Origin of the sequence: Jiella sonneratiae, from assembly GCF_017353515.1 — a bacterium.
Classification (GTDB): Bacteria; Pseudomonadota; Alphaproteobacteria; order Rhizobiales; family Rhizobiaceae; genus Jiella; species Jiella sonneratiae.
Map to the genome: position 1 here is coordinate 373,262 of NZ_JAFMPY010000003.1, position 25,266 is coordinate 398,527.

Sequence of the window (25,266 nt, forward strand, 5' to 3'; positions counted from 1 at the left end):
GAGCCCGCCTGATCGGGGCTTGCGTCGTCCCGCCGCCTTCTCTAGGAGCTTGGGGCGTCGGAGCGTAGCGCAGCCTGGTAGCGCACCTGAATGGGGTTCAGGGGGTCGGAGGTTCGAATCCTCTCGCTCCGACCAGTTATCCCAAAACATCCTTCCGGCGAATTACGCGCACGGCCGCCCCGGCTCACCTGACGATCAGCGTGCCGGCGCCGTGCTCGGTCAAAAGTTCCAGAAGCACCGAATGGCGGGTCTTGCCGTTGAGGATGACGACGCCCTCGACGCCGCGCTCGATCGCCTCGATGCAGGTCTCGACCTTGGGAATCATGCCGCCTGAGATCGTGCCGTTGCGGATCAGGTTCTTCGCTTCGGCAGCCGACAGTTCCTTGATCAGCTCCCCCTGTCTGTCGAGGACGCCGGGAACGTCGGTGAGGAAGAGCAGGCGCGAGGCCTCCAGCGCCCCGGCGATCGCGCCGGCGAAGGTGTCGGCATTGATGTTGTAGGTGGCGCCGTCGCGCCCCGGGGCGACCGGGGCGATGACCGGGATCATCTCCGAACGGGCGAGAAGGTCGAGCAGCGTGCGGTCGACCTCGACCGGCTCGCCGACATAGCCGAGATCGAGCACCCGCTCGATGTGGGAGTCCGGGTCGACCACGGTCTTCCTAGCCTTTTCGGCAAAGACCATGTTGCCGTCCTTGCCGCAGAGCCCGATCGCCCATTCGCCCTCGGCATTGATCAGCGCGACGATCTCCTTGTTGATCGAGCCGGCGAGGACCATCTCGACGATCTTCACCGTCTCCTCGTCGGTCACCCGGAGGCCACCCTCGAAGCGCGATTCGATGCCCATCTGCGAAAGCATCCTGCCGATCTGCGGGCCGCCGCCATGGACGACGATCGGGTTGACGCCGGACTGCTTCAGAAGCGCGATGTCGCGGGCGAAGGCCTGGCCGAGTTCGGCATTGCCCATGGCGTGACCGCCATATTTCACGACGACGGTCTTGTTCTCGTAGGCCTGCATGAAGGGCAGCGCTTCGGCGAGCACCCGGGCTCTGGTCTCGCCGGTGTCGCTGTCGGGGGATTGGCTCATGGCGCGCTCCGCAGGCGTCGTAGATGGGATCGTCGGGCTTCTAGCGTGAAAAGATCGCAAGCGGAACCGGTCTTGACGGGCGCCACGACGCGAAGAGGAAGGGCGATCACGCGCGGGTTCACGCGATCGTTGGCGGCAAATCGCTGGCCATCACGGCGCGCTGCGCGACTTGCACCATGCGGCAGCGCCTGACCGCATGCGACGGAGGGTTTCGATGATAAAGCGTCGGACCGGGAGGATTGCCATAGCGGCGGTCGTTGCGGCCCTCATGGCCGCGCCTGCGGCGGCACGGGACGCCTGGGACGCCGCCCGGGCCGGGGGCACCCATCTCCTGATGCGCCACGCCGTCGCGCCCGGCACCGGCGACCCGGCCGATGTCACCCTCGGCGACTGTTCGACCCAGCGCAACCTGTCGGAGGCTGGGCGCCAACAGGCGGAGCGCATCGGCCGGAAGCTGGTCGAGAACGGCGTGGCGATCGACGTCGTCCTCACCAGCCAGTGGTGCCGGGCACGCGATACGGCGGAACGGCTTGGGTTTCGACCGGTCAAGGACGAACCGGCGCTGAATTCGTTCTTCGCGGGGCGGGGCGACCGGGCCGAGCAGACCGAGGCGCTGAAGCAGCGGATCGCCGAATTCGACGCGGCCGGCCGAAAGGCCGCGATGGTCAGCCATCAGGTCAACATCACGGCCCTCACCGGCGTCTATCCCGCGTCGGGCGAGATCGTGGTGATCAGGCTGGGCAAGGATGGCGGGATCAGCGTGGAAGGGCAAATTCGAACGGATTGAGAAGAGCTGCCGAAGGGTGATCTCTCGAAGGCCGATGGCGGCTCTCGTCACGCCAGATCGGTCTTGGCGAAGTCGTTGCCGATGTAAAGCAGCGGAACATCGAGAGCTTTTGCCGCGGCGTAGACCATGCAGTCGCCGAAATTGAGGTCCGCAGCATGTCCGACGGCCTTGCCATAGACTGCGGCAGCCTCGACCGCCTCGGCGACGATTGCAGCGTCCACCGCTTTTTCGCGGATTTCGTTGGCATCGAGGAAGGCCAGTACGACACGCAATGCTCGACGGATGTCTGCCTGCGTCGGCCTGCTCCGCCCTGTTTGTCGAACGCGAGTCTTAGCGCGGGCGAGCGCAAGAGTTGCTTCGAAGATGGTGATCGAGCAGACGTAGAGAGGCGACACCGCCTCGCTCAGTCTCTGCCGGATCTCGTCCGCCCCGGCCTCCCGCGCCAAAAGTGCGACGATGGCCGAGGCATCGAGAAGCATCAGCGACCGCCCCACATGGCATCGCTGAAAGACTTCAAATCGAATTGTGGGTCGCTGGCGCCAAGAGCATCGGCCATTGCCATGACCGCGGCGTTTCGCTCCTCGAAAGAACCCCGCCGCCGGAGGCGTTCAAGTTCATGCCTGAGCGCCAGCTTGATGGCCTCCGTCGTGTTTTCGGCGTTCGTCGCCCGACGGACCTCTTCGGCAAGTTCATCGACGGTAGGGTCGCTGACAGTAGGGGACATGACCTGTTCTGCGGCTTGCTCGAATGGTGGAGCAGCGACGTCGCCGCTGGCGCCATTCTAGCAAAGGCGACGGAGCTTCTCCACGGTTTTGCAGCTCATGGATTGAATTTCCACATTTGAGTCCTGATCGAGAGACGCATCGTATCAAAGTCGAATTCAAAAAATTCGTGGGGATCGTCAGCTCGACTGATGGTCTTTTCGGTCCGACATTTTCTGGGCGTCTCCACAAGACGGGACCAAATGTCGAAATCGGACCCTTAGCGCCCTCCGTTCGCGACGATCGCCTTGATCTCGTCGATCGCCGCCGGGTCCTCGATGGTCGCCGGCGTCTCGAACGATTTGTCGTCGACGATTGCTTTGATCGTGCGGCGCAGGATCTTGCCGGAGCGGGTCTTCGGCAGCCGGTCGACCACCAGCACCTTGCGGAAGGCGGCGACCGGACCGATCGCCTCGCGCACGATGGCGATCAGCTCGGCCTCGATCGCGGCACGGTCGATCTGCGAACCCTTCTTCAGGACGACGAAGCCGCAGGGGATCTCGCCCTTCAGATCGTCGGCCATGCCGATCACGGCGCATTCGGCGACGGCCGGATGGCTTCCCACGGCCTCCTCCATCTCGCCGGTGGAGAGGCGGTGGCCGGCGACGTTGATGACGTCGTCGGTCCGGCCCATCACGTAGAGATAGCCGTCCTCGTCGAGGAAGCCGGCGTCGGAGGTCGAGTAATAGCCGGGAAATTCGGTGAGATAGCTCTCGCGGAACCGTTCGTCGGCGTTCCAGAGCGTCGGCAGCGCGCCGGGCGGCAGCGGCAGGCGGATCGCGATCGCCCCCATGCGGCCGGCCTCGACCGGCTGGCCCGCCGGGTCGAGGATCGCAAGGTCGAAGCCCGGCATCGGGACGGTCGGGCTGCCGCGCTTGACCGGCAGAAGGCCGAGGCCGAGCGGGTTGGCGACCATCGGCCAGCCGGATTCGGTCTGCCACCAGTGATCGATCACCGGCCGGTCGAGCGCCTTTTCGGCCCAGATTATCGTTTCCGGGTCGGCACGCTCGCCGGCGAGGAACAGCGCCTCAAAGGCCGAAAGGTCGTGGCGCTTCGCCAACGTCCCGTCCGGATCCTCCTTGCGGATGCCGCGGATCGCCGTCGGCGCGGTGAACAGGACCTTGGCGCCGTGCTCGGCGACGACGCGCCAGTAGGTGCCGGCATCGGGCGTTCCGATCGGCTTGCCCTCGAAGAGGATCGACGTCGCCCCGCAGATCAGCGGGGCGTAGACGATGTAGCAGTGACCGACGACCCAGCCGACGTCGGAGGCGCAGAAGAAGGTGTCGCCGGCCCCGGTGGCGAAGATGTTCTTCAGCGACCAGCTGAGCGCGACGGCATTGCCGCCGTTGTCGCGCACCACGCCCTTCGGCTTGCCGGTCGAGCCGGAGGTGTAGATGACGTAGAGCGGGTCGGTGGCCCGCACCGGGACGCAGGGGCTCGGTGCGCCGGCGTCGAGCCGCGCCATGGCCGCGTCGCGGGTGGTATCCCAGTCGTGGTCGCGCCCCTCGATCAGGCTGGCGCGAAGCTCCGGCCGCTGCTTCAGGAGGACGGCGTCCGGCTTGTGGCGGGCGAGCTCGATCGCCTTGTCGAGCAGCGGCTTGTACTCGACCTTGCGGGCCGGCTCGATGCCGCAGCTCGCCGACAGGATCAGCTTCGGCGCGGCATCGTCGATGCGGGCGGCAAGTTCCTTGGACGCGAAGCCGCCGAACACCACCGAATGGATCGCGCCGATGCGCGCGCAGGCGAGCATGGCGAACACCGCCTCGGGGATCATCGGCATGTAGACGATCACCCGGTCGCCCTTGCCGACGCCGAGCCCGGTCAGCGTCAGGGCGAGCGCCTGCACCTCCCTCAGGAGCTCGCCATAGGTGAAGCGCCGTATCGTGCCGGTGACCGGCGAATCGTAGATGATCGCCACCCGCTCGCCATGGCCGGCGGCGACGTGCCGGTCGACGGCGTTGTGGCAGGTGTTGAGTTCGCCGTCGGGGAACCAGCGGCCGTAGATCCCGGCGGACGGATCGAAGGCGATCTGCGGCGGCTTCGTCCAGTCGATCGCCCCGGCTGCCTCCAGCCAGAACCGGGCGGGATCCTCCCGCCAGCGTTGCAGGACCTCACCATAGCGGCTCGTCATCTCGTCCTCCCCGATCCGACGCCTCCCGAAGCCTCCTTATAGCCGCTTTGATGCCGCCCTTATCAAGGGGGACGAAAGGCGGTGGGCGAATGGTCGACCCTGAAGCGAAGGGATCGGGGCGTGCGACCCGGCGATCAGGGCCGGCGTGGGCGAGGGGAGGTCACCCCGTCGGCGCGCGCTCCAGCATCTCGCCGATCGAGCCGGCGAGAAGATCCTCGTTGTAGGGCTTGCCGACATAGAGGTCGAAAAGGCCCTGGCCCGCCGTCGGCAGCTGGTTGCGCGGAATCGCCGTCGTCATGATCGCAGGGATCGGGCAGCCTTCGGCACGCAGGGCGGTGAGCATGGCGATGCCGTCCATCTCCGGCATCATGAAGTCGGTGACGATGACGTCGATCCGCTCGTGACGGACGATTTCGAGACCCTTGCGGCCGTTCGCCGCGGTGAGGACCTCGTAGCCGTGGTCCTCCAGCGCGATCGAGGCCAGCATCAACAGCATGGCCTCGTCTTCGACGACAAGGATGCGTGCCATCACTCGCCGCCTCCGAACGTCGGCCGCCGGTCGAGCGACCCCGCGGAACCGACGGCTTCCGTCCTGTCGGCGGTCGTGTCGAGCACCAGCCCCCGGTCGCCGATCGCGAAGCTTCGACCGCGATGGTCGAAGTCGCTGTCGCGCACCTTCAGGAGGGTGGCCCGACGCTCCACCGTTTCACCCGAGAGGGCATAGTGCAAGAGCAGCGTATTGTCGACAAGTCCCGAGAACCGGCCGGAGACCAGCTCGTCGGGGAAGAACAGGCGCGGCACCTCGTATGTGTAGAAGACGGTGGCGCCGCGGCCGAGCAGTTGCCCGTTGAGACAGCGCAGGAAGCTTCGCAGCCGTTGTTCGTCGGCGAGCGGCCGGCAGGTCTCGGCGAGGCCGTCGATGACGATGCGCTTCGCCGACGACGCCTCGACCGCATGAAGGATGCTCTCGCCGATTTCGTCGATGAGCCGTTCGCCCGGCGGCTGCCAGATCAGCCGCGCGGTCCCGGCCGCGACCTTTTCGCCGAGCGCCAGGCCGAGACCCTCGGCCTTCTGCATCAGCCTTGCCGGCGGCTCGTAGAAGCCGAAGAACAGGGCCGGCTCGGCCTCGCACGCGGCGGCGAGGAAATGCAGGCCCACCGTCGTCTTGCCGCTTCCGGTCGGCCCGATCACCGCGGTGGTCGAGCGCGTCGGCACGCCGCCGGCCATCATCGCGTCGAGGCTGGCGATGCCGCTGGTCAGGCGGCCGGAGGGCGCCTCGGCGAGCGCGCGGGGCACTGCCCGCGTCTCGATTCGGGGATAGACGAGGAGGCCAGGCGCGGCGATGCGGTATTCGTGCCGGCCGCGCAGGATCGGCCCGCCGCGATGCTTGTGGACGGTGAGGTAACGGCGCGGCTGATCGGGCGCGAGATCGTCGATCAGCTCGATCCAGCCGTCGACCATGGTGTATTCCGGCGAGGAGGGACGCCGGTCGGAATTGGTGATCAGGATGATGGTCAGACGGTTCTGGGCGGCAAGCGCGCTCAGCTCGTTGAGGAAGCGTCGGAACTGGTTTTCACCGGCTTCCCGCTCGAAGAACTCGTCGATGGTGAAGATGCCGTCGAACACCAGCACCTTGGGGCGCCGCTCGCGCACCTCGTGGACGATGAGGTGCAGCAGCTTGCCGAGCCCCTCGTTCTTGAGGGTCGAATAGACGCTGGCGTAGTAGATGAATGCCGGGACCTTCGTCAGGTCGAAGAAGTCGAGCGAGGCCAGGAACCCGAACATCTGCGAGAAGCTCTCGGAGAGCAGGGTCATGTAGAGGGCCTTCGCCCCCCGTTCCGCCTGTGCGAAGCAGATCTGGTTGGCGAGGATGGTCTTGCCGGTGCCGGGCGAGCCCTGGAGGATGTAGCAGGCGCCTTCGACGAAGCCGCCGCCGAGGATGCCGTCCAGGCTCGGAAGCCCGCTCTCGATTCGCGCAAGCGGCGACGCCTTAAGCTCGGTGGATCGGGTGTTCATAAAATTGTCGACTTGACCATGTCTCGGAAATCTCCTGCATCGGCAGTTGCCCGCGATCGGAAACCGGCTAACTCGGACGCACTGCGGCCGTCGAGCGGCCCTATTTCGTCATAGGGGAAGGCGCGACGCGTCGGCAATACATGACTGGCAGGCAATTCCGACATCCCCGCGGGGACCGGAGCTTTCCTGCGCCAGCGGCGAGATGTCGCCTGAAGAACACTACGAAAGTTCGCTTGATGCGGGACTGCGTCCAGACATCCGAATTCGAATCCACCATCGAGAGCCCGTTGACGGATCCGGAGCGGCTCGGCCTTCTCAGGAGCAGCCAGCTTCTCGATTCCGAGGCCGAGGAGGTATTCGACCGCGGCGTTCAGCTGGCGACGCGGCTCCTCGGCACCAAGGTCGCGCTGCTTTCGCTCGTCGACCGCGACCGCCAGTTCTTCAAGGCGCAGGCCGGCCTGCCGGAACCCACGGCGAGCCTGCGCGAGACGCCGCTGACCCATTCCTTCTGCCAGCACGTCGTCGCGACCCGCAGGATGCTGGTCGTCGAGGACGCGAGGGCGCACCCGCTGGTCGCGGAGAATGCCGCCATCCGCGATCTCGGCGTGATCGCCTATATCGGCGTGCCGGTGGTGACGTCCGACGGCCATGTCCTCGGCTCCTTCTGTGCCATCGACTCTGTGCCGCGGAGCTGGACCGTCGACGAGATCGCGACGCTGCAGGCGATCGCCAAGGGCGTCGAGAGCGAGATCCGCCTGCGGATCGAGGTGGAGAGGCGCCGGCAGCTGCAGGAGAAGGCGGATGCCGACCGTGCCCGGCTGGCGCTGGTTCTCGAAAAGACCGGCGACGGCGTCATGACGTTCGGCCCCGACCTCGTCGTCGGCTACGCCAATCGGGGCGCCCATGCGCTGCTCGGTGCCGACGGTCCGCTCGCCGGGCAAAGGCTGTGGGACGTGTTTCCCGTCGGCGACGACGACAGGTTCGTCGCAATGGTGGAGGCGGTCCGCATGACGGGCGCCGGCAATGAGGGCCTCGTGCACTGCGGCGACATGGGGCGCTGGCTGGAGGCGAGGCTGGTGCCCGGCGACGAGGCGACGACGCTGTTCTTCAGCGACGCCACGGCCCGCCAGCGGACGCTGGAAGCCCGCCACCTCCTGGTGCGCGAACTCCACCACCGCATCAAGAACCTCTTCGCCATCGTGCGCGGCATGATCTCGATGACGGCGCGCAGTGCCAGCGACCCGGCCCGGATGGCCGAGGCGCTGCAGGGAAGGCTGTTCTCGCTCGCCCGCGCCCACGACCTCATCCGGCCCGTCACCTCGGGAGACTGCGAGAAGGACTATCAGGACATCGTCTTTTCGGAGCTCGTGCGGATCCTGGTGGAGCCGTTCCGCAAGCCCGGCGGCGATCGGCTTACCATCGACGGCGAGCCGCTGCGCCTCGGCGTCAATTCGATCACCTATGTAGCGCTTCTGCTCCACGAGCTGGCCACCAACGCCGCCAAATACGGGGCCCTCTCCGGCGAGGACGGCAGGCTGGCGATCGGCTGGAGCGTCGACGCCGAGACGCTGCGGTTTCGCTGGGTCGAGACCGGCGGGCCGGAACTGGCCGGAGCGCCGGCCGAAAAGGGCTTCGGCTCGCGGCTGATCAGCCTCTGCGTCGAAACCCAGCTCGAGGGCACGCTGGACGTCGCCTGGCCGCCCGCCGGCATGCGGCTCGAGGCGGAAATTCCACTGAGGACGATCTCCCGCTGAAATCCTGAGCCGCAACGGCCGGCACCCTGTCGCCGCCGAACCGCGACGCGGCGATCAGCCGGCCGCGACCGGCAGCCCGCGTTCCGAAAGGTCCCGGGCGAGCTGGCCGGGGGACACGAAGAGGACCGCCTGCCAGCCGGCGGCGCGGGCGCCGTCGACGTTCTTTTGCGAATCGTCGATGAACAGGCTCGCCGACGGATCGAGACCGAAGCGTTCGACGTGCAGGTCGTAGATCGCGCGGTCCGGCTTGATCTCGCGGACCTCGCCGGAGACCGTGACGCCGCGCGGGCGGTCGAGAAACGGAAACTTCGCGCGGGCCTCGACGAAGGTGTCCGGCGCGAAATTCGTCAGCATGGTGACGTCGACGCCCGCCTCGATCAGGCCGAGCATCAGGCCGACGCTGTCGTCATAGGCATGGGGCACCATCTTCGACCAGTTGCGGCGGAACGAGCGGATCTGATCGGCGCGGTCCGGATGCCGGGCGATCGCCTCGGCTTCGGCTTCCGCCCAGGGCCGGCCGCGGTCCTGCTCGAGATTCCATTCGTGCGTACAGACCTCGGCGAGAAAGAACCGCCGCTCCGCCTCGTCGGGGATGACTTCCTCGAGCCCGAGATGCGGATCGTAGTGGATCAGCACGCGGCCGATGTCGAACACCACGTGCTTGGGTGTCTCAGCTGTCATGAAACGGTTCCTGCTCGCTGTTGCCTGTCTTGTGAGAGGGATGCCCGGTGGAGGAGCCGCTGCCCGCCGCCGCCTTCAGGACCTTGCGCATGACGGTCGGCAGGGCCTCGCCGGCGACATCGGCGGGCGTCGACCACCAGCCCTCGACCGGTGGATCGCCGGCGAGATCGGCGGTCCAGACTTCCAGCGTCAGGCGGAAATGCGTGAAGCCGTGCTCGATCTCGCCGGTCTTCGCCCATGCGGCGGGGAAGGGGGCGGCGGCGGCCCCGGTCGCCCCGTCGGCATGGGCCGACCAGGCGGTGGTCGGCGGTTCGCTCATGCCACCGAGCATGCCGGTGCCGGGCCGCCGGCGCAGGAACACCGCGCCGTCGCCGCGCCTCGCGACGAAGGCCGCGCCGCGGCGCGCCGGGACGGCCTTCTTCTTCTCCTTCACCGGGAAGCGCTCGGGATCCGCGCGCCTTGCCGCCGTGCAGAACGGGCGGACCGGGCAGATGGCGCAGGCCGGCCGGGTCGGGGTGCAGATCGTCGCCCCGAGATCCATCATCGCCTGCGCGAAGTCGCCGGGGCGCTTCGGCGGCGTCAGCTCGGCCGTCTTCGCCCGGATCTGAGGCTTGGCCCGCGGCAGCGCCGTCTCGATCGCCTCGAGCCGGGTCACGACCCGCTCGACATTGCCGTCGACGACGGGCGCCGGCTCGTCGAAGGCGATCGCCGCGATCGCCGCGGAGGTGTAGTCGCCGACGCCCGGCAGGGCCTTGAGCGCGGCCGCCGTTTCGGGAAACCGGCCGTCATGAAGGCGCGACACCGTCTTCGCGCAGGCATGGAGGTTGCGGGCGCGGGCGTAGTAGCCGAGCCCCGCCCATGCGGCGAGAACCTCGCCTTCAGGGGCGGCGGCGAGGGCCGAAACGTCCGGCCAGCGGCGGATGAACTTTTCGAAATAGGCCTTCACCACCGCCACGGTCGTCTGCTGCAGCATGATCTCCGACAGCCAGACGCGATAGGGATCGGGCGCGACGCCCGCGGCGCGGTCCTGCGGCGAGACGCGCCAGGGCAGGGCCCGGTGATGGACGTCGTACCAGGCGAGCAGCGCGGCGGAAAACGTCTTCGGACCGTCGGTCTGCATGGATTGGCGCTCGGTCGGTTGTCGGTCGGTCGGTCGGCAGTTGGTCCGGAGGCGGGCGTTTCGGGGCGGCGGCCCGGGCCGAATGCCCCGGCCGGCGCGTCCGGATCTCGTCGCATGCTCCCAGAGGCTTTACAACCGCCGAACTGCGCCCGTGGCCGTGCGCCGCAGGACGCGGCGGGCCCTGGGGCCGGGCAACCAGAGTTGCGGGCGAGTTGCGGCCGAGTTGCGGGACGCGCCGGGGCCGTTCTATGGATGGCGCCATCCGATGCAGGCGGGCCGCCCGGCGACCGCCGAAATGGCCGAAGGCAAGTCGCGATGAGCGGACGATCCGACGAGACCCGGCGCCCGGCGCCGCGCCGGCCAAGGGGGGCTCGCCCCCTCGCCGAGGTCTCGGGCGAGCTGATGGACCCGATCCTGCGCCGCAAGGCCGGCATGACCACCGGCCTCGTCGCGGCCTGGGCCGGCATCGTCGGCGACCGCCTCGCCGAGACGACGCTGCCAGAGAAGCTGCAATGGCCGAAGGACAGGGCCCAGGGCGACGCCTTTTCGCCGGCGACCCTCGTCGTCGCGGCCGAGCCGAAGGCGGCGCTGCGGCTGCAGCACCAGACCGGCGAGATCCTGTCGCGGGTCAACGGTTTCTTCGGGTTCCACGCGGTGGCAAAGATCCGCTTCGTCCAGAAGCCCGTCGCCCGGGCGAAGCGCGACATGCGCCCGCGAATGCGCACGCTCGGCGCCGGGGACAGGGAGAAGATCGCGGCGATGGTCGCCCGGATCGAGGATCCGAAGCTGAAGGCGGCGCTGGTCGCCTATGCCGAGGCGACGCTCGCCCGCCTGCCGCCGCGGTGACCGCCGCGCACGCCGCGCCATGAACGAAATGTAATCGTCGCGGCGAACACAAGAGCGTAAAGCGGGCGGGGAACTTCAAAAGCCAGCCTTTCAAAAGGCACGCTTGTTTCGTAAACCCCGGCGAAGCGCCGCTCAACGGCAACGAGAGGAACATTCGTCAATGACAGTCCAGTCCGCGAAACCCGAGGCCTCCCTGCAGAAGAAGACGCGCCGCAGCCTTGCCGCGACCGCCGCGCTGGCGGCGCTTTTCGCCGTCGGCGCCGTGCCGCAGGCGACGCGCCTCGCCGATGCCGCGGAGAACGGCACCCGGCCGCTGCTCCTCGCCCAGGCGTCCTCCTCCGACGCGGCGGGCGACGCCAAGCCGGCGGAGACGGCCGCCAAGGGCGACGTCAAGCTGCCTGAGCCCGAGGGCCACGTCGACGTCGAGAAGCTGATGGCCAAGCAGGCGCTGCCGGACGTCGTCATCGGCGACGCGAAGGCGCCGGTGACCATCGTCGAATACGCCTCGATGACCTGCTCGCACTGCCGCGATTTCCACCAGGAATCCTATCCGCAGATCAAGAAGGACTACATCGACACCGGCAAGGCGAAGCTGATCATACGCGAGTTCCCCTTCGATCCGCGTGCGCTCGCCGCCTTCATGCTGGCGCGCTGCGCCGGCGACGACGCCAAGCGCATCGCCATGGTCGACGTCCTCTTCGACCAGCAGCCGCAATGGGCCTATTCGAATCAGGCCTCGGCGGAACTCCTGAAGATCTCGCGGCTCGCCGGCATGACCGAGGACCAGTTCAAGGCCTGTCTCAACGACAAGGAACTGCAGAAGAAGGTCGTCGACGTGCAGCAGGCCGGCGAGAACGAGTTCGGCGTCAATGCGACGCCGACCTTCTTCGTCAACGGCGACAAATATGCCGGCGCCCTCGGCGCGGCCGAAATGGGCGCGGTGATCGAAAAGCACATGTGACCACGGCCCGGCTGCGGCCGGATCTCGCCATTCTTCGCGGGCCGGGGCAGTCGCTCCGGCCCGTTCGCGTTCGGCGCCGGCGATCGTCATGCGGGGGGCGCGGCACGGCGCGGCGGTTAAGCCTTTTGCATTGCAGCAATTGGCTGCGGCACGGTTATGCTTTAGACCAGTGACAGAAAGGCCGGCTGACCGGCCGCAGGTCTCGTCCAAACACATGGCAGAGGGATGCCCAAGCGGATCTACACCTTCAGGCAGGGCGATGCCGAGCGCACGGCGGACGCCGTTGCGTCGCTCGGACTGAAGGGGGCGAATCTCGCGCTGCTCGCCTCGCTGGATGCGCCGGTGCCGCCCGGCTTCACCATCGCGACCCATGCCTGGCGCGAGATGAAGGGGGCGGGCGGCGACCTTCCCCAGTCGCTGAAGGCCGATCTGAGATCCGCGGTCGAGTGGCTGGAAGAGGTCACCGGCAGGCGCTTCGGCGGCGACCACTTTCCCCTGCTGCTCGCCGTGCGCACCAGCGCCGGAACGCAGATGCCTGGGCTGGCGGAGAGCGTCCTCGACGTCGGGCTGACCGACCGGACGGTCGAGATCGTCGCGTCCGAACTCCACGACACCGCTTTTGCCTATCGCAGCTATCGCCGCTTCATCGAGAGCTATGCGGCCCTGGTCTTCGACGCGGACCTCGCCGAGTTCGAGGATCTCGCCGACCGCGAGAAGGATCGCGTCGGCTGGCGGCTCGAGCCGCGCAACGCCAGCGAATGGCGGATGCTGATCGGCCGCTATCACGATTTCCTCGAGCGCGAGCTCGATGCGGTGGTGCCGCAGACGCCGCTGCAGCAGCTGGTCGAGGTGGTGCAGGCGAGCTTTGCGAGCTGGCGGAGCCTCGGGGCGAGCAATCACCGCATGCTCCACGCCATCCCCGAAAATGCCGGGCTGGCGGTCACCATCCACGGCATGATCTTCAACGAGCGGAACCAGAAATCCGGCCGCGGGCGGGCGCTGTCGCGCGACCTTTCCACCGGCAAGGCGGCGCTGACCGGCGAGTTCGCGCCCGGCGGACGCATCGAGGCCTTCGACGCGGTTCCCGAGCCGGTCGATCTCGCGACCCTCGCGGCGGATGCGAATTCGGCCTTCGCGCCGGTCATCGCCGATCTCGCACGGCACGTGCGGCGCATCGAGGCGCATATCGGCGACGCCGTCGAGGTCGAGTTCATGGTGGGGGACGGCGAGCTGTTCCTCATGCAGTCGCGCAGCGCCAGGCGCGAGGCGGCGGAGGCCGTGCGCGTGGCGGTGGAACTCGTCGCCGACGGCATCATCGAGCCGCAGGAGGCGATCCTGCGCATCGATCCCGCCTCGCTCGACCTCCTGCTGCATCCGGCGATCGACCGGGACGCCGGCCTGAGCGTGCTCGCCCGCGGCATGGGGGCGTCGCCCGGCGCCGCCAGCGGCGAGATCGCCTTCACCTCCGAACGGGCCCAGGCGATGGCGGCGGAATCGCGGCCGGTGATCCTGGTGCGCAACGAGACGCATCCCGAAGACATCCACGGCATGCACGTCGCCGAAGGGGTTCTGACCATCCGCGGCGGCACCACCAGCCATGCCGCGGTGGTCGCCCGCGGCATCGGCAAGCCCTGCGTGACCGGCGCCGGTTCGCTGCGCATCAATGCCGAGCGCGGGCTCCTGCATGCCGGCGACCGGGTGCTGAGGGAAGGCGACCGGATCACCATCGACGGCTCGTCCGGCGAGGTGATCGAGGGCGCGGTGCCGCTGATCCGGCCGAGTCTGACCGGCGACTTCGCGACCCTGATGTCCTTTGCCGACACGGCCCGGCGCATGGGCGTGCGCACCAATGCCGAGACGCCGCACGAGGCCCGCGCCGCCCGCAGCTTCGGGGCCGAGGGCATCGGCCTCTGCCGCACCGAGCACATGTTCTTCGAGGGCGACCGCATCCAGGCGATGCGGGAGATGATCCTCGCCTCCGACGAGACCGGCCGGCGCCGGGCGCTCGACAAGCTGCTGCCGATCCAGCGCTCGGACTTCATCGAGCTGTTCGAGATCATGGCCGGGCTGCCGGTGACGATCCGGCTGCTCGATCCGCCGCTGCACGAATTCCTGCCGAAGAGCGAGAGCGAAATCGCCGAGACGGCGCTGCAGCTTGCCGTCGACGAGGCGTTCGTGCGCCAGCGCATCGCGGCGCTCGAGGAGTTCAACCCGATGCTCGGCCATCGCGGCTGCCGCCTCGCGATCTCCTATCCGGAGATCGCCGAGATGCAGGCGCGGGCGATCTTCGAGGCGGCGATCGAAGCCGGCGAGCGGGCCGGCGCGGCGGTGGTGCCGGAGATCATGGTGCCGCTCGTCAGCCTCAGGCGCGAACTCGACTTCCTCAAGGCCCGGATCGACGCCGTGGCGAGCGACGTCATGGCCGAGCGGGAACGGCGCATCGACTATCTCGTCGGCACGATGATCGAGCTGCCGCGGGCGATCATCAGGGCCGACACGATCGCCGAGGCGGCGGAGTTCTTCTCCTTCGGCACCAACGACCTGACCCAGACGGTCTACGGCATCTCGCGCGACGACGCGGCGAACTTCCTGTCCACCTACGTCCGCCAGGGCATCCTCACCCGCGACCCGTTCCAGACCGTCGACGTCGACGGCGTCGGCGAGATGATCGCGCTCGCCTGCGAGAAGGCGCGGCGCACCAAGCCCGACATCTCGCTCGGCGTCTGCGGCGAACAGGGCGGCGACCCGGCGTCGATCGCCTTCTTCGAGGAGACCGGCCTCGACTACGTCTCCTGCTCGCCCTTCCGCGTGCCGATCGCGCGGCTCGCCGCGGCGCAGTCGGCGATCCGGCTCAGCCGCTCGGGACGGACGCGGGGCCGCCGCTGAGCCATGGCTTTCGGCGAAGCGCCGGTGCGCCGTCAGCTGCCGTAATAGAAATAGATCGCGATCGTCGTCGCGATGCCGACGATGATGTTCATCGGCAGTCCGACCTTGATGAAGTCGATGAAGCGGTAGTTGCCCGCCGCATAGACCAGCGTGTTGGTCTGGTAGCCGATCGGCGTCGCGAAAGAGGCCGAGGCCCCGAACATCACCGCGACCACCAGCCCGCGCGGATCGACCCCGAGCTTCGTCGCCAGCGCCACCGCGATCGGCGTCACGATCACCGCGACGGCGTTGTTGGTGACGATCTCGGTGAGGAAGGACGACAGGCCGTAGACCACCAGAAGCACGACGAAATAGGGCGCATGCTCGATCAGCGGCGTGAACGCGTCGACGAGCATCTGCGCCGTCCCGGCCTTTTCCATGCCGGTGCCGATCGCCAGCATGGCGAAGATCAGGATCAGCAGGTCGCCGCGGATGGTGCGCCAGGCTTCGTCGGCGTCGATCACCCGGAGCAGCAGGATCGCGGCGATGGCGACGAAGGCGGCGGTCTGGATGCGGGCGAGGCCGAAGGCCGAGACGAGAATCACCAGAGCGAGGGCGGCGATGGCGAGCGGCGCCTTCTCGCGGCGGAAGCGGCGGGCAGCCGAGACGTTGACGCCGACGAGGTCGTTCTCGTCGGAGATCCGCGCGATCGCCTCCACCGGGCCCTCGAGCAGCAGCCGATCGGCGGGGCGCAGCCTGACTTCCTGCAGGCTCGGCCCCGGCACGTGGCGGTGCCGCTGCACGCCGAGGACGGAGGTCCCGGTGCCGGAAAGGCCCGAGAGTTCGAAGGCGCCGCGGCCGATGCCGCGCCGGTGCGGCGCGACCGTCGCCTCGACGACGATCCGCTCCTCGCCGGGGCGCACCGGCTGGCTGCGGGCGATGCGAAAGCCGTCGCTCGCCCGCAGCGTCAGGATCTCCTCGGGACTGGCATACATGATGATCCGGTCGGCCTTCTGCAGCACCACCTCGGCAAGGTCCCGGCGCAGCGTCTCGGCGCCGCGGCGCACCGCCACCGGCCTGATGCCGCGGGCCGACAGCGCGCCGACCTCGCCGAGCGGCTTGCCGACGGCATTGGCGCCTTCCCTGACGACCACCTCGGTGAAATAGCCCTCCTCGCCGCCGTCGGAGAGCTTGCTGCCGACGCCGTCGCGGGACGGCAGCAGCCGCCAGCCGACGAGGGCGAGATAGAGGAGCCCGACCACCGCCGTGACGATGCCGACCGGGGTGATCTCGAAGATCGTGAAGGGTTCGAGCCCCTGGCCACGGGCGACGCCGTCGACGAGGAGGTTGGTCGAGGTGCCGATCATCGAACAGGTGCCGCCGAGGATGGTGACGAAGGACAGCGGCATCAGCAGCTTCGTCTCGGCGATGTTCAGGGTCCGGGCGATCTCGATGGCGATCGGGATGAGCACGATCACCACCGGCGTGTTGTTGATGAAGGCGGAGGCGAAGATGACGCCGGCGGCGGTCGCGACGAGCGCTGCGGCCGGTCGGCTCGCCGCCCGGCTGACCAGCCAGCTCGCCGCCGCGTCGAGAAGCCCGGTGCGGACCAGCGTGCCCGACAGGACGAACATCGCCGCGATGGTGATCGGGGCGGGATTGGAGAAGACCGAGGCGATCTCCTCGGTCTTCACGTAGCCGCAGAGCAGGAAGGCGACGGCACCGCCCACCGCGACCACTTCGGGCGGATAGCGCTCGATGGCGAAGGCGATGAAGACGAGGGTGATGATGGCCAGCCCGATGAGGGCGGAATGCTGCGCGAGAAAGTCGGCCATGTGCGTCCGGATCGAGAGAGACGGCACAAAGCTGTTGTCGGCGGTGGCCAAGGCAAGGTGGCCATTGCGAAAACCGCCGAATCCGCAACCCCGAGGCAGGCCTGACGCGGCTGTGCCGGGCGGCGTTGCTACCGGCGGCGGCGCGGGATCGGGCCGGAGCCGCACGAAAAAAGCACCGCATGCGGTCGCTTGCGGTGCCCGTCAGTGAGGCCGGAAAGCCGGGGGCGCCGCTCGCCTCAGGCGGCTTCCTCGTCCATCGTGAAGCCGGCGAACATCTTGTCGAGGTCGAGGAAGCAGATCATGCCGTGGGCGGTGGCGAGGACGCCGGTGACGTAGCCGCCGGTGAAGCTGCCGCGCATTTCCGGCGTCGGCTGGACGGCGCTGGCCTCGACCGTCAGGATGTCGGCCACCCGGTCGACCAGGAGGCCGATCACCGCGCTCTGCACCTCGGCGACGATCACCGCGCTGCGGGCGTCGGGCTCGGACGGCGCCATGCCGAGCTTCGACGCCATGTTGACGATGGGGATGATCGAACCGCGCAGGTTCATCATGCCCATGACCTCGTGCGGGGAGCCGGGCAGGGGGGTGGATTTCGTCCACCCCCGGATTTCGCGGACCGCCGTCGTGCGGACGCAGAACTGCTGGCCGCCGATCTCGAATGCGATGATCTCGATGGCGGCAGCGCCGAGATCGGTGATGTCCAAAGTCTGAGCGAGCATCAGAAGTCTTCCCAGTCGTTCTGCTTGAGCGCAGTGTTTCCCGCCGTCGAATATGCATGCTTCAGGTTGCTTTGAAGTTTACGCACGGGGGACTCGGCCGGCCGCTTGCGGGGGGCGTTCGCGGCGTCGCGTTTGCGGGCGATGGAGAAGCGGCCGATCAGCGCGTCGAGCTCCTGGGTCTGTTCGACGAGGTTGTGGCAGGCCGCCGTCGATTCCTCGACCATCGTGGCGTTCTGCTGGGTGCCCTCGTCGATCGACCCGACCGCCTTGTTGATCTCGGCAAGGCCGACGGCCTGCGAACGCGCCGCCTCGACGATCGCCCGGACGTTCTGGTCGATGAACTGGACCTCCGAGACGATGCCCTGCAGTGCCGCGCCGGTCTCGCCGACGAGCTTGACGCCTTCTTCGACCTGCGACGACGACTTCTGGATCAGCCCCTTGATCTCCTTGGCGGCCTCGGCCGAACGCTGGGCGAGGGCGCGGACTTCCTGGGCGACGACGGCGAAACCCTTGCCGGCCTCGCCGGCCCGCGCCGCCTCGACGCCGGCATTCAGCGCCAGGAGGTTGGTCTGGAAGGCGATCTCGTCGATGACCCCGATGATCTGCGAGATCTGGGACGAGGACGCTTCGATCTCGCTCATCGCTGCGACGGCCCGCGTCACCACCTTGCCGGAGGCCTCGGCGCTCGCCTTGGTCTTGCCGACCAGCGCGCCGGCCTCTTCGGCCCGGGCCGCCGACCCGCGCACCGTGTCGGTGAGTTCGCCGAGCGCCGCCGACGTCTCCTCCACCGAGGCGGCCTGTTGTTCGGTGCGCCGGGCGAGATCGTCGGAGGCGACGCGGATCTCGCTGGTGGCCGCGGCGATCGTCGCAGCGGTATCGCTCACGCAGTTGAGCGCGTCGCGCAGCACCGCCACCGAGGCGTTGAAGTCCTGCCGCAGCCTGTCGAGGCTGGGAATGAAGGCGACATCGAGTTCCTGCGACACGTCGCCGTCGGCAAGGCGTCCGAGCGCCTTCGCGATGGTTCCGACGGCCTCGACACGGCCGGTGACGTCGGTGGCGAACTTGACGACCTTGCTGACCCGGCCGTTCGGATCGAAGATCGGATTGTACGAGGCCTGGATGTGAACCGCCTTGCCGCCCTTGCCGAGGCGCTTGAACTCGTCCGCGACGAATTCGCCCCGGCCGAGCTTCGCCCAGAACTCCCGATAGTCGCCGCTGGCAGCATAGGCCGGGTCGACGAACATCGAATGATGGCGCCCCTTGATCTCGTCGAGGGCGTAGCCGAGAGCCTTGCAGAAGTTCTCGTTGGCGGTGAGGATCGTCCCATCGAGGGAGAATTCGATCGTCGCCTGGGCGCGGGAGAGGGCGTCGAGCTTGCCGGCCCGCTCGCTCGCCTCGCGCTTGGCGGCGGTGATGTCCGTGGCGACCTTGACGACCCTTACGACGCTCCGGCCGGAAAGCACCGGGTTGTAGGACGCCTCGATCCAGATCTCCTTGCCGCCCTTGCCGAAACGCTTGTACTGGCGGGCATCGAACTCGCCGCGGGCGAGCTTTGTCCAGAAGTCGCGATAGGCCGCCGACTGGACTTCCTGGGGATCGACGAACATCGAATGATGCTTGCCGGCGATCTCGCTCAGGTCGTAACCCAGCGCCGCACAGAAATTCTTGTTTGCCGTGACGATCGTTCCGTCGGGCTTGAACTCGATGATCGCCAGGGATTTGTCGAGCGCCGCGAGGACTTGTGCCGCTGCCGCCGCCTTGCCGTTGATACCGAACATGCACTCCTCCATTCGGTCCATGTTTCGCCAACCGTGCCGCTGGCCCTGATCAGCAGGGAAAGCTATGCGCACGGCGCTGGTTTTATTGGATTTTACTAATTTTCCTGGATGTATCGCCGCCTACGAATAAGGCAGAACGGATTAAAAATGTGCAAAAACTTCAGGCGTGATCCAATGCAAGTCTATGATTGTACTGCCCGTCGCCGAAATCTGCGTTTGTCCTGGCGACTGTCGGCGGCAACCGGAACGGCCCGATCGGACAACGGCAGCAAAGAAAAAATCTGATAGAACAACGAGAAGTTATCGACCCAGAAGACATAAGTCGTGCATTCATCTTGGAATCGCACGGACGAGACAATTTTTATAATATTCGCTTTGCAACTCGGCAAAGGCATTTGCGGCAGGCGGCGGGAGTGCCGAGGCTTCGATGCGACACCGGCCACCTCCATGCGCCGGGAACATTCCCGTCCGGAGCGGCGAGAGCCGCCGCGTCCGACGGACGCAGCGGATCCCTCGTGCCCGCGGGTCGCGGCCCGTTCATCCCCGCATCTGCCGCTGCTGCAGCCTTTGCAGATGCTCGAGCGCGTCGATACAGAGAGGCAGCCGCGCCGCGGCCTCGACCTGCCGGCGTTCGAGGCCGGTGACGTCACGCAGGATGTCGTCGTCGACCCGCAGCAGCGTCGCGATCGCGTCGCGGCGCAGCTTCTGGTGCCGGCGCTCGGCCGTCCACGAACGCAGCCAGCCGCGCAGTCCCAGGCCGTCCCGGCTGTGCGACGGACCGTCGACGGTGGGCAGATAGATATTCTGAAGCATCGCTTCCTCCATGTCCTTCGATACGGACAAGGTGGGCGATCGGGATTGATGAGTCTAACGAAAAGAATTAACTTACATCGTGAGGAAAGCTCATAAATAGGATTGTGCCGCCGTGAACCAGCTCGTCCCGACCGTCACCAATCTCGACATCGACCTCGCGCGTACCTTCGTCGCGATCTGCGAAAGCGGCAATTTCAGCCGCGCCGCCGAGCGGGTCTTCCGCTCGCCCTCGGCGGTCAGCCTGCAGGTCAAGCGGCTGGAGGAGACGGTGGGGCGGGCGCTGTTCAGGCGCGAGACGCGCGCCGTCGAACTGACGGTCGACGGCGAATATCTCCTCGGCGTCGCCCGCCGCATGCTGAAGCTCAACGACGAGGCGCTCGACTATTTCCGCACGCCGCCGGTCGAGGGCCGGGTGTCGCTCGGGGCTCCCTACGATGCCGGGATCTTCGCGATCCCGACGATCCTGAAGATGTTCGCCTCGACGCACCCGCAGGTGGACGTCGACGTCAGGTTGGAATCGAGCGGCGACCTGAAGCGCCAGTGCATCGAGGGCACGCTCGACGTGGCGCTGGTCGCGACCGACGAAAATCCGGGCTTCCTGTCCGTCGAGGCGCATAGCGAGCCGCTGGTCTGGGTCGGCCACCGCAACGGCGCGGCGATGCGGCGCGATCCGCTGCCGCTGGCGCTCGCCGACCAGGGCTGCCTGTGGCGGGCCGCGGCGCTGGACGCGCTGGACAGAGCGGGCCTAGCCTACCGGGTCGCCTATACGAGCAAGAACTGCCAGGCGCAGATCGCCGCCGTCGCCGCCGATCTTGCGATCGCGCCGCTGCCCATCAGCGTCCTGTCGCGCGATCTCGTCCGCCTCGACATGGCGGGCGGGCTGCCGTCCCTCGCGAACTACCGCGTCTATCTGATGACCCGGGAGGGGGCGGGGCCGGTCGCCGAAAAGCTCGGCCAGCACGTCCTCGCGAGCTTCAGGGAGATCGGCGGGCGCGGCGAACGGATCTTCGCCTGACGGCCGCTGGCCGGCGGCGCGCCGCGCCGCCGGTCCGGGCGCGGGCCTACTGGATGCCGCCGCCCTGGGCGATGATCTCGTCGATGCTGATCGGCGCCAGCATGGCATCGCCGGCGCGCGGCGCCGGCCGCTCGCCGAGGCTTGCCACATCGCCTTGCGGGGGCGTCCCGGGCAGGGGGATCGCCGCGGGCTGCGCCTGCCGGGCGGACTTGACGAGGCGCGCCGTGGGCGCGGCGTAGATCGTCTGGGCCGGCGTCGTCTGATAACCCATCAGCATCACCCGCGCGGCCCGGTTGGCCGCCTCCAGCCCGGGCGGATTGACGAAGGCGGGATCGCTCTTCTGGCGCGAGTTCTTGCGCTTTTCGTAGAAGACGTTGCCGCCGGCTTCCACCAGATAGTGCATGTTGGTGTAGGGGAAGGTCATGCCCGCGGTATGGAAGAACTTGGCGTTGCCGACGTAGCGGTGGCGCCCGCCGTCCAGCACCTTGCTCGCCATGGCGGCGGCAAGCCGGCTGCCGCGGTCCATCCGGCGGGTCAGGACGCCCGGGGCGAACTGGTTCGGCTGGCCGACGACGGCGCAGACGCTGTTCGGATACTGCTTGCTCTCCACCCGGTTCATCACCACCGTGCCGACGGCGAGCATGCCCTCGGGGCTCGAACGGTTGGATTCGAAATACATGACCCGCGTCATGCATTCGTGCTCGCTCATCACCCGCCGTCCGAAGATCGAGGACGAGGCGCAGCCGGTGAGGCTGGCGGCGACAAGGACGAGGGAGAGGTTGCGCAGGGCTCGTGCCGATTTCGGTGACAGCATGCAGGAACTCGGATGACCGGTCTCGATTCGGGCGTTTGGAGCCTGCGATATTGTCGGCGGGGCCTTAACGGGTGGTGCCCGTTTGCCATGCATCGCTGAGAATTCGCCAAGAGGGTTAACATTTGCCTCAAATGCGAGCGGCCGGCCGCCGCCTCAAACGGCGATCTCGAAACGCAATCGCCGTCTCGCACGTTGGAGAAAAACGACCGGCGATGGCCGGCCAGCCGAACGAGAAGGAGATCGCCATGTTCGACAAGCCGATCGACTACAAGACCTGGATCCTCGTCGCCGACGGGGAGAAGGCATTGTTTCTGGAAAATGTCGGCGACGGCGAACTGCCGAATTTCGAGATCCGCCGGGTCGAGGAGCAGGAGAACCCGCCGGACCGCGAGCAGGGCGCCCACCGCCCCGGCCGCCTCGGCGATGCCGGCAGCGGCCACCGCTCGGCGGTGGCGGACACCGACTGGCACGAACTCGGCAAGGAGCGCTTTGCGGCATCGATCGCCGAGATGCTCTACCGGATGGCGCATCGCGGCCGCTTCGAGAAGATCGTCCTGGTCGCGCCGCCGAAGATTCTCGGCGAGATGCGCCAGCATCTGCACAAGGAGGTCGAGGCGCGCGTGGTCGGCGAGGTCGCGAAGGACCTCACCAACCATCCGGTCGACAGGATCGAGCAGCTGCTCGCGGCCTGACGGCGAACCATCGCCCGGCGGCATCCGCCGCGGCCGCAATTGATCAAATGCCCGGACGGCCACCCCCGCGGCGGCCGTCCGGCGCCTGGTTGGACGACACGGGGACCGCATGCGTCCATGAAATTCCGGCCGTGGGCGCCGGCCGCAATCATGCCGGGTCAGGCATTCGAGACGCTGGCGGGCAGCGCCCGACGACGACGGGCAGGACGGGCCCGCCATGAGCCTCTGATCCCGGAGGAAATCATCGAAATTATTTCGCGATCGGCGGTCTCAGTGCCGATTGCGTGGGTAATGGCGGTCAATGCGGGCGTTTGGCGGGCTCACGGCGGCCAAATGCGATCCCATCGCGACGAGCATCATGGCACCGGCCAGAAGGAAGGTTAGGCGCATTCCGGCGGCGATATCCGTCGGGAGGGCATTGGTGAACTCCTCGGTTCCGACGCCGAAGGCGAAGACGGCTCCCATGAACGATGCCCCGGCGATCAGCCCGATATTGCGCGACAGGTTCAACGCGCCGGAAACCGTGCCGCGCCGGTCCTTCGGCACATTCGCCAGCGCGCCTGTGTTATTGGCCGCCTGAAACAACTGATATCCCGGTGTCAGCACGATGATGGACAACAGATAGCCGCCGACGCCCGTCATATCTGGCGCAAGAGCCAGAAGCATCGCGCCGACCGTCAACAGGATCAGTCCGACGGCAAGCACACGGCCACTTCCCCAGCCGTCGACGAGCCGGCCAGCCGGGACCCCGCTGAAGATGGAAATCACCGGACCGACCGCCATCACGAGGCCCACATGTCCTGCCTCCAGGCCGAGACCGAGGCTCAGATAGAAGGGGCCGACCACCAGCGTCGCCATCATGACCGCCGCCACCAGTATGTTGACGGCAAGATTGGGCGCGAGGCGCCGATCGATCATGGACCATGAACCTGCGGCGCGCGGCTTTCTTTTCTCCGGCCCGTGCGGCAGCGTCCTGGCGGCGAGGATCAGGGCAAGCACCGCCAGCGGCACCTGCACCCAGAAGATGCCACGCCATCCGGTGATGGGAATCATCAGACCGCCGAGCGAGGGGCCGAGTGCCGTTCCCAGTGCCGATACCGTGCCGAGCAGGCCCATGGCGCGCCCGACACGCATCTCGCCCGCCGTCTGACGCATCAGCGCCATGGCGAGCGTCATGAGGAATGACGCGCCGATGCCCTGCACCGCCCGCGCGCCGATCAACAGCCACAGGTTCGGCGCAACCGCGCACAGCAGCGTCCCGGCGGCGAAGACGGCGAGACCCGTGACGAGCATTGGTTTCAGTCCGTAACCGTCACCAAGCCAGCCCGCGATGACGACCGAGATCGTCAGGGCCGCAAGATAGGCGACGACGACCCCCTGCACCTGCGCGAACGGCGCCGAGAATGCTTCGGCCAGCGTCGGCAGCGCGATATTGGCAATGCTGGTGCCCAACGAGGCCAGCAGCATCGCCATGGCCAGCGTTATAGTGACCGACCGCGTTTTCGCCGATGCGCATGGTTCCGTTGCGCATGTTTCCGTCCGCTCCATTCCTTTGCCCCTTGCCTGAATTTCCAGTCGGGAGCAGGTTGCCAGTTAAAGTCAACTTGAGGTCAAGCATGAAATTCCTGGATATCGGCGAGGTCGCGGCACAAAGCGGAATCAGGCCCTCGGCGCTGCGTTACTACGAAAAGGCCGGGTTGATTTCCTCGGTCTCGCGGCATGGCATGCGCAGGCAGTTCCCGCCGGAGGTGTTGTTGCAGCTCAAGCTGATCTCCATGGGCAAGGCGGCGGGGTTCCAGCTGGCGGAAATCTCCGGCATGTTCGGCCGCAACGGCATGCCGGACCTGCCGCGCGACGTTCTCCATCGGAAAGCCGACGAGATCGACCGGCAAATCCACGAGTTGACCGCCTTGCGCGACACGCTCCGTCATGTCGCCGACTGTCGTGCGCCTTCGCATATGGAATGCCCGACGTTCCGGCGGCTGGTGGACGTGGCGGGCAGACATGGAAAGAAACGTGGAAACACGGAGAAGTCGAAGGCGAGAGGCAACCTCCCGCCCTCCTGAGCATCAAGAAGCGCGGTTGCGGACGCGCTCGGCCGGTGGTCGCGACACGGCCGGGTCGGCTTCAGTTTAAAGGGAGGGCTCACGCAGTCGCCCTCCATCAAGCCTGCCACGGTCAAGGTCGTGCCTGTTCGACCCCGAAGAGGGGGAATAAAGGCGGCACCGTGCGCCTCGGCAGCGTCGCCACAGGAGATCGTATTGTAGACGGGAAACGGCAGCATTCGGCGGTAATTCGTTCGCCAGAAGGGCTATGTCTCCGGGCCGGACAAGACCGAAATGGCGGAGGAGGTGTAACAAATACCGAACTCTCTCCCGTGTCGATGGCTTCAGCACGGGATCGCAGCGAAAATCTGCGCATCAACGAGTGGCGGAAACTGGGTCTTTAGCCAGAAGAGACGCTCGGCTGTGAATCGGCGTGGAATAAGGACCCCGTTTCAGGGGTGATCGGCGTCCAAACGGGACCCCTGTGACGCAGGGGTTCAAAGTGCCTTCCGAGATTGATCGGAGGCCGAGTTGGGATGCTTGTCGTGG

22 protein-coding genes and 1 tRNA gene are annotated in these 25,266 nt (G+C 67.4%); 9 read left to right on the forward strand and 14 right to left on the reverse strand.

The window, feature by feature from the left end; translation table 11 throughout:
• The first annotated feature begins 58 nt into the window (after nt 1–58).
• Nucleotides 59–135, forward strand: a tRNA-Pro gene (locus J1C47_RS03965).
• 49 nt (nt 136–184) lie between these two features.
• Here the strand turns inward: J1C47_RS03965 and argB are convergent.
• Nucleotides 185–1,084 (reverse strand): acetylglutamate kinase, encoded by a 900-nt coding sequence (gene argB / locus J1C47_RS03970; RefSeq protein WP_207349417.1) that lies wholly within the window; start codon nt 1,082–1,084, stop codon nt 185–187.
• 268 nt (nt 1,085–1,352) lie between these two features.
• Between argB and J1C47_RS03975 the strand changes: the two genes are divergently transcribed.
• Nucleotides 1,353–1,871 carry a histidine phosphatase family protein gene (locus tag J1C47_RS03975; RefSeq protein WP_245396331.1) on the forward strand — a complete coding sequence of 173 codons (519 nt, stop codon included), beginning with the start codon at nt 1,353–1,355 and terminating at the stop codon, nt 1,869–1,871.
• 47 nt (nt 1,872–1,918) lie between these two features.
• Here the strand turns inward: J1C47_RS03975 and J1C47_RS03980 are convergent, their stop codons facing one another.
• From J1C47_RS03980 to J1C47_RS04000, 5 genes are all read right to left on the reverse strand, one after another.
• Entirely contained in the window at nt 1,919–2,350 is a 432-nt protein-coding gene (locus J1C47_RS03980) for a type II toxin-antitoxin system VapC family toxin (RefSeq protein ID WP_207349419.1), read from the reverse strand.
• The gene (locus tag J1C47_RS03985) at nt 2,350–2,595 is read right to left on the reverse strand and encodes a type II toxin-antitoxin system VapB family antitoxin (protein WP_207349420.1); all 246 of its coding nucleotides are present in this window, start codon (nt 2,593–2,595) and stop codon (nt 2,350–2,352) included. The genes J1C47_RS03980 and J1C47_RS03985 overlap by 1 nt, the downstream gene beginning before the upstream one ends.
• 257 nt (nt 2,596–2,852) lie before the next feature.
• A complete protein-coding gene (locus J1C47_RS03990; RefSeq protein ID WP_207349421.1) occupies nt 2,853–4,763 on the reverse strand; it encodes a propionyl-CoA synthetase in 1,911 nt (636 codons plus the stop codon).
• A gap of 160 nt (nt 4,764–4,923) precedes the next feature.
• The gene (locus tag J1C47_RS03995) at nt 4,924–5,292 is read right to left on the reverse strand and encodes a response regulator transcription factor (protein ID WP_207349422.1); all 369 of its coding nucleotides are present in this window, start codon (nt 5,290–5,292) and stop codon (nt 4,924–4,926) included.
• A complete protein-coding gene (locus J1C47_RS04000; RefSeq protein WP_207349423.1) occupies nt 5,292–6,779 on the reverse strand; it encodes an RAD55 family ATPase in 1,488 nt (495 codons plus the stop codon). The genes J1C47_RS03995 and J1C47_RS04000 overlap by 1 nt, the downstream gene beginning before the upstream one ends.
• A 236-nt stretch (nt 6,780–7,015) precedes the next feature.
• Here J1C47_RS04000 and J1C47_RS04005 point away from each other — a divergent pair, with 236 nt between their 5' ends.
• Entirely contained in the window at nt 7,016–8,533 is a 1,518-nt protein-coding gene (locus J1C47_RS04005) for a sensor histidine kinase (RefSeq protein ID WP_207349424.1), read from the forward strand.
• 54 nt (nt 8,534–8,587) lie between these two features.
• Here the strand turns inward: J1C47_RS04005 and J1C47_RS04010 are convergent, their stop codons facing one another.
• Together J1C47_RS04010 and mutY are read right to left on the reverse strand one after the other, a co-directional pair.
• Nucleotides 8,588–9,214: an HAD family hydrolase gene (locus J1C47_RS04010; RefSeq protein WP_207349425.1), complete on the reverse strand. Its 627-nt coding sequence runs from the start codon at nt 9,212–9,214 to the stop codon at nt 8,588–8,590.
• A complete protein-coding gene (mutY, locus tag J1C47_RS04015) occupies nt 9,204–10,334 on the reverse strand; it encodes an A/G-specific adenine glycosylase (RefSeq protein WP_207349426.1) in 1,131 nt (376 codons plus the stop codon). Before mutY ends, J1C47_RS04010 begins: the two co-directional genes overlap by 11 nt.
• A 315-nt stretch (nt 10,335–10,649) precedes the next feature.
• On the opposite strand from mutY, the gene J1C47_RS04020 reads away from it, so the two are divergent.
• From J1C47_RS04020 to ppdK, 3 genes are all read left to right on the forward strand, one after another.
• Nucleotides 10,650–11,180, forward strand: a complete 531-nt coding sequence (locus J1C47_RS04020) for a DUF721 domain-containing protein (RefSeq protein WP_207349427.1) — start codon at nt 10,650–10,652, stop codon at nt 11,178–11,180.
• A 160-nt stretch (nt 11,181–11,340) separates the two neighbouring features.
• Nucleotides 11,341–12,141 (forward strand): DsbA family protein, encoded by an 801-nt coding sequence (locus J1C47_RS04025; protein WP_207349428.1) that lies wholly within the window; start codon nt 11,341–11,343, stop codon nt 12,139–12,141.
• A 225-nt stretch (nt 12,142–12,366) separates the two neighbouring features.
• Nucleotides 12,367–15,027: a pyruvate, phosphate dikinase gene (gene ppdK / locus J1C47_RS04030; RefSeq protein WP_207349429.1), complete on the forward strand. Its 2,661-nt coding sequence runs from the start codon at nt 12,367–12,369 to the stop codon at nt 15,025–15,027.
• A gap of 32 nt (nt 15,028–15,059) precedes the next feature.
• Here ppdK and J1C47_RS04035 read toward each other — a convergent pair whose 3' ends face one another.
• The 4 genes from J1C47_RS04035 to J1C47_RS04050 form a co-directional block, all read right to left on the reverse strand.
• Nucleotides 15,060–16,841 (reverse strand): SLC13 family permease, encoded by a 1,782-nt coding sequence (locus J1C47_RS04035; protein WP_207349430.1) that lies wholly within the window; start codon nt 16,839–16,841, stop codon nt 15,060–15,062.
• A gap of 236 nt (nt 16,842–17,077) precedes the next feature.
• Entirely contained in the window at nt 17,078–17,560 is a 483-nt protein-coding gene (locus J1C47_RS04040; RefSeq protein ID WP_207349431.1) for a chemotaxis protein CheW, read from the reverse strand.
• Nucleotides 17,560–19,338: a methyl-accepting chemotaxis protein gene (locus tag J1C47_RS04045; protein ID WP_245396332.1), complete on the reverse strand. Its 1,779-nt coding sequence runs from the start codon at nt 19,336–19,338 to the stop codon at nt 17,560–17,562. Before J1C47_RS04045 ends, J1C47_RS04040 begins: the two co-directional genes overlap by 1 nt.
• Nucleotides 19,339–19,875: 537 nt before the next feature.
• Nucleotides 19,876–20,163: a hypothetical protein gene (locus tag J1C47_RS04050; RefSeq protein ID WP_207349432.1), complete on the reverse strand. Its 288-nt coding sequence runs from the start codon at nt 20,161–20,163 to the stop codon at nt 19,876–19,878.
• A gap of 100 nt (nt 20,164–20,263) precedes the next feature.
• On the opposite strand from J1C47_RS04050, the gene J1C47_RS04055 reads away from it, so the two are divergent.
• Nucleotides 20,264–21,166, forward strand: coding sequence for a LysR substrate-binding domain-containing protein (locus J1C47_RS04055; RefSeq protein WP_207349433.1), 903 nt, complete (start codon nt 20,264–20,266; stop codon nt 21,164–21,166).
• Between the two features lie 46 nt (nt 21,167–21,212).
• Here J1C47_RS04055 and J1C47_RS04060 read toward each other — a convergent pair whose 3' ends face one another.
• Complete coding sequence (locus J1C47_RS04060; protein ID WP_245396333.1) at nt 21,213–21,980, reverse strand: cell wall hydrolase; 768 nt, start codon at nt 21,978–21,980, stop codon at nt 21,213–21,215.
• 245 nt (nt 21,981–22,225) lie between these two features.
• Here J1C47_RS04060 and J1C47_RS04065 point away from each other — a divergent pair, with 245 nt between their 5' ends.
• Nucleotides 22,226–22,672: a host attachment family protein gene (locus tag J1C47_RS04065; protein WP_207349458.1), complete on the forward strand. Its 447-nt coding sequence runs from the start codon at nt 22,226–22,228 to the stop codon at nt 22,670–22,672.
• Nucleotides 22,673–22,942: 270 nt separating this feature from the next.
• Here the strand turns inward: J1C47_RS04065 and J1C47_RS04070 are convergent, their stop codons facing one another.
• Nucleotides 22,943–24,220 (reverse strand): MFS transporter, encoded by a 1,278-nt coding sequence (locus J1C47_RS04070; protein ID WP_207349434.1) that lies wholly within the window; start codon nt 24,218–24,220, stop codon nt 22,943–22,945.
• Between the two features lie 68 nt (nt 24,221–24,288).
• Between J1C47_RS04070 and J1C47_RS04075 the strand changes: the two genes are divergently transcribed.
• Complete coding sequence (locus tag J1C47_RS04075) at nt 24,289–24,738, forward strand: helix-turn-helix domain-containing protein (protein ID WP_207349435.1); 450 nt, start codon at nt 24,289–24,291, stop codon at nt 24,736–24,738.
• Nucleotides 24,739–25,266 lie beyond the last annotated feature (528 nt).

Bases quoted from the DNA above. Each gene is read 5' to 3' on its own strand.
- argB (WP_207349417.1), bottom strand. From the start codon at position 1,084: ATGAGCCAATCCCCCGACAGCGACACCGGCGAGACCAGAGCCCGGGTG.
- J1C47_RS03975 (WP_245396331.1), top strand. From the start codon at position 1,353: ATGGCCGCGCCTGCGGCGGCACGGGACGCCTGGGACGCCGCCCGGGCC.
- J1C47_RS03980 (WP_207349419.1), bottom strand. From the start codon at position 2,350: ATGCTTCTCGATGCCTCGGCCATCGTCGCACTTTTGGCGCGGGAGGCC.
- J1C47_RS03985 (WP_207349420.1), bottom strand. From the start codon at position 2,595: ATGTCCCCTACTGTCAGCGACCCTACCGTCGATGAACTTGCCGAAGAG.
- J1C47_RS03990 (WP_207349421.1), bottom strand. From the start codon at position 4,763: ATGACGAGCCGCTATGGTGAGGTCCTGCAACGCTGGCGGGAGGATCCC.
- J1C47_RS03995 (WP_207349422.1), bottom strand. From the start codon at position 5,292: ATGGCACGCATCCTTGTCGTCGAAGACGAGGCCATGCTGTTGATGCTG.
- J1C47_RS04000 (WP_207349423.1), bottom strand. From the start codon at position 6,779: ATGAACACCCGATCCACCGAGCTTAAGGCGTCGCCGCTTGCGCGAATC.
- J1C47_RS04005 (WP_207349424.1), top strand. From the start codon at position 7,016: ATGCGGGACTGCGTCCAGACATCCGAATTCGAATCCACCATCGAGAGC.
- J1C47_RS04010 (WP_207349425.1), bottom strand. From the start codon at position 9,214: ATGACAGCTGAGACACCCAAGCACGTGGTGTTCGACATCGGCCGCGTG.
- mutY (WP_207349426.1), bottom strand. From the start codon at position 10,334: ATGCAGACCGACGGTCCGAAGACGTTTTCCGCCGCGCTGCTCGCCTGG.
- J1C47_RS04020 (WP_207349427.1), top strand. From the start codon at position 10,650: ATGAGCGGACGATCCGACGAGACCCGGCGCCCGGCGCCGCGCCGGCCA.
- J1C47_RS04025 (WP_207349428.1), top strand. From the start codon at position 11,341: ATGACAGTCCAGTCCGCGAAACCCGAGGCCTCCCTGCAGAAGAAGACG.
- ppdK (WP_207349429.1), top strand. From the start codon at position 12,367: ATGCCCAAGCGGATCTACACCTTCAGGCAGGGCGATGCCGAGCGCACG.
- J1C47_RS04035 (WP_207349430.1), bottom strand. From the start codon at position 16,841: ATGGCCGACTTTCTCGCGCAGCATTCCGCCCTCATCGGGCTGGCCATC.
- J1C47_RS04040 (WP_207349431.1), bottom strand. From the start codon at position 17,560: ATGCTCGCTCAGACTTTGGACATCACCGATCTCGGCGCTGCCGCCATC.
- J1C47_RS04045 (WP_245396332.1), bottom strand. From the start codon at position 19,338: ATGTTCGGTATCAACGGCAAGGCGGCGGCAGCGGCACAAGTCCTCGCG.
- J1C47_RS04050 (WP_207349432.1), bottom strand. From the start codon at position 20,163: ATGGAGGAAGCGATGCTTCAGAATATCTATCTGCCCACCGTCGACGGT.
- J1C47_RS04060 (WP_245396333.1), bottom strand. From the start codon at position 21,980: ATGCTGTCACCGAAATCGGCACGAGCCCTGCGCAACCTCTCCCTCGTC.
- J1C47_RS04065 (WP_207349458.1), top strand. From the start codon at position 22,226: ATGTTCGACAAGCCGATCGACTACAAGACCTGGATCCTCGTCGCCGAC.
- J1C47_RS04070 (WP_207349434.1), bottom strand. From the start codon at position 24,220: ATGGAGCGGACGGAAACATGCGCAACGGAACCATGCGCATCGGCGAAA.
- J1C47_RS04075 (WP_207349435.1), top strand. From the start codon at position 24,289: ATGAAATTCCTGGATATCGGCGAGGTCGCGGCACAAAGCGGAATCAGG.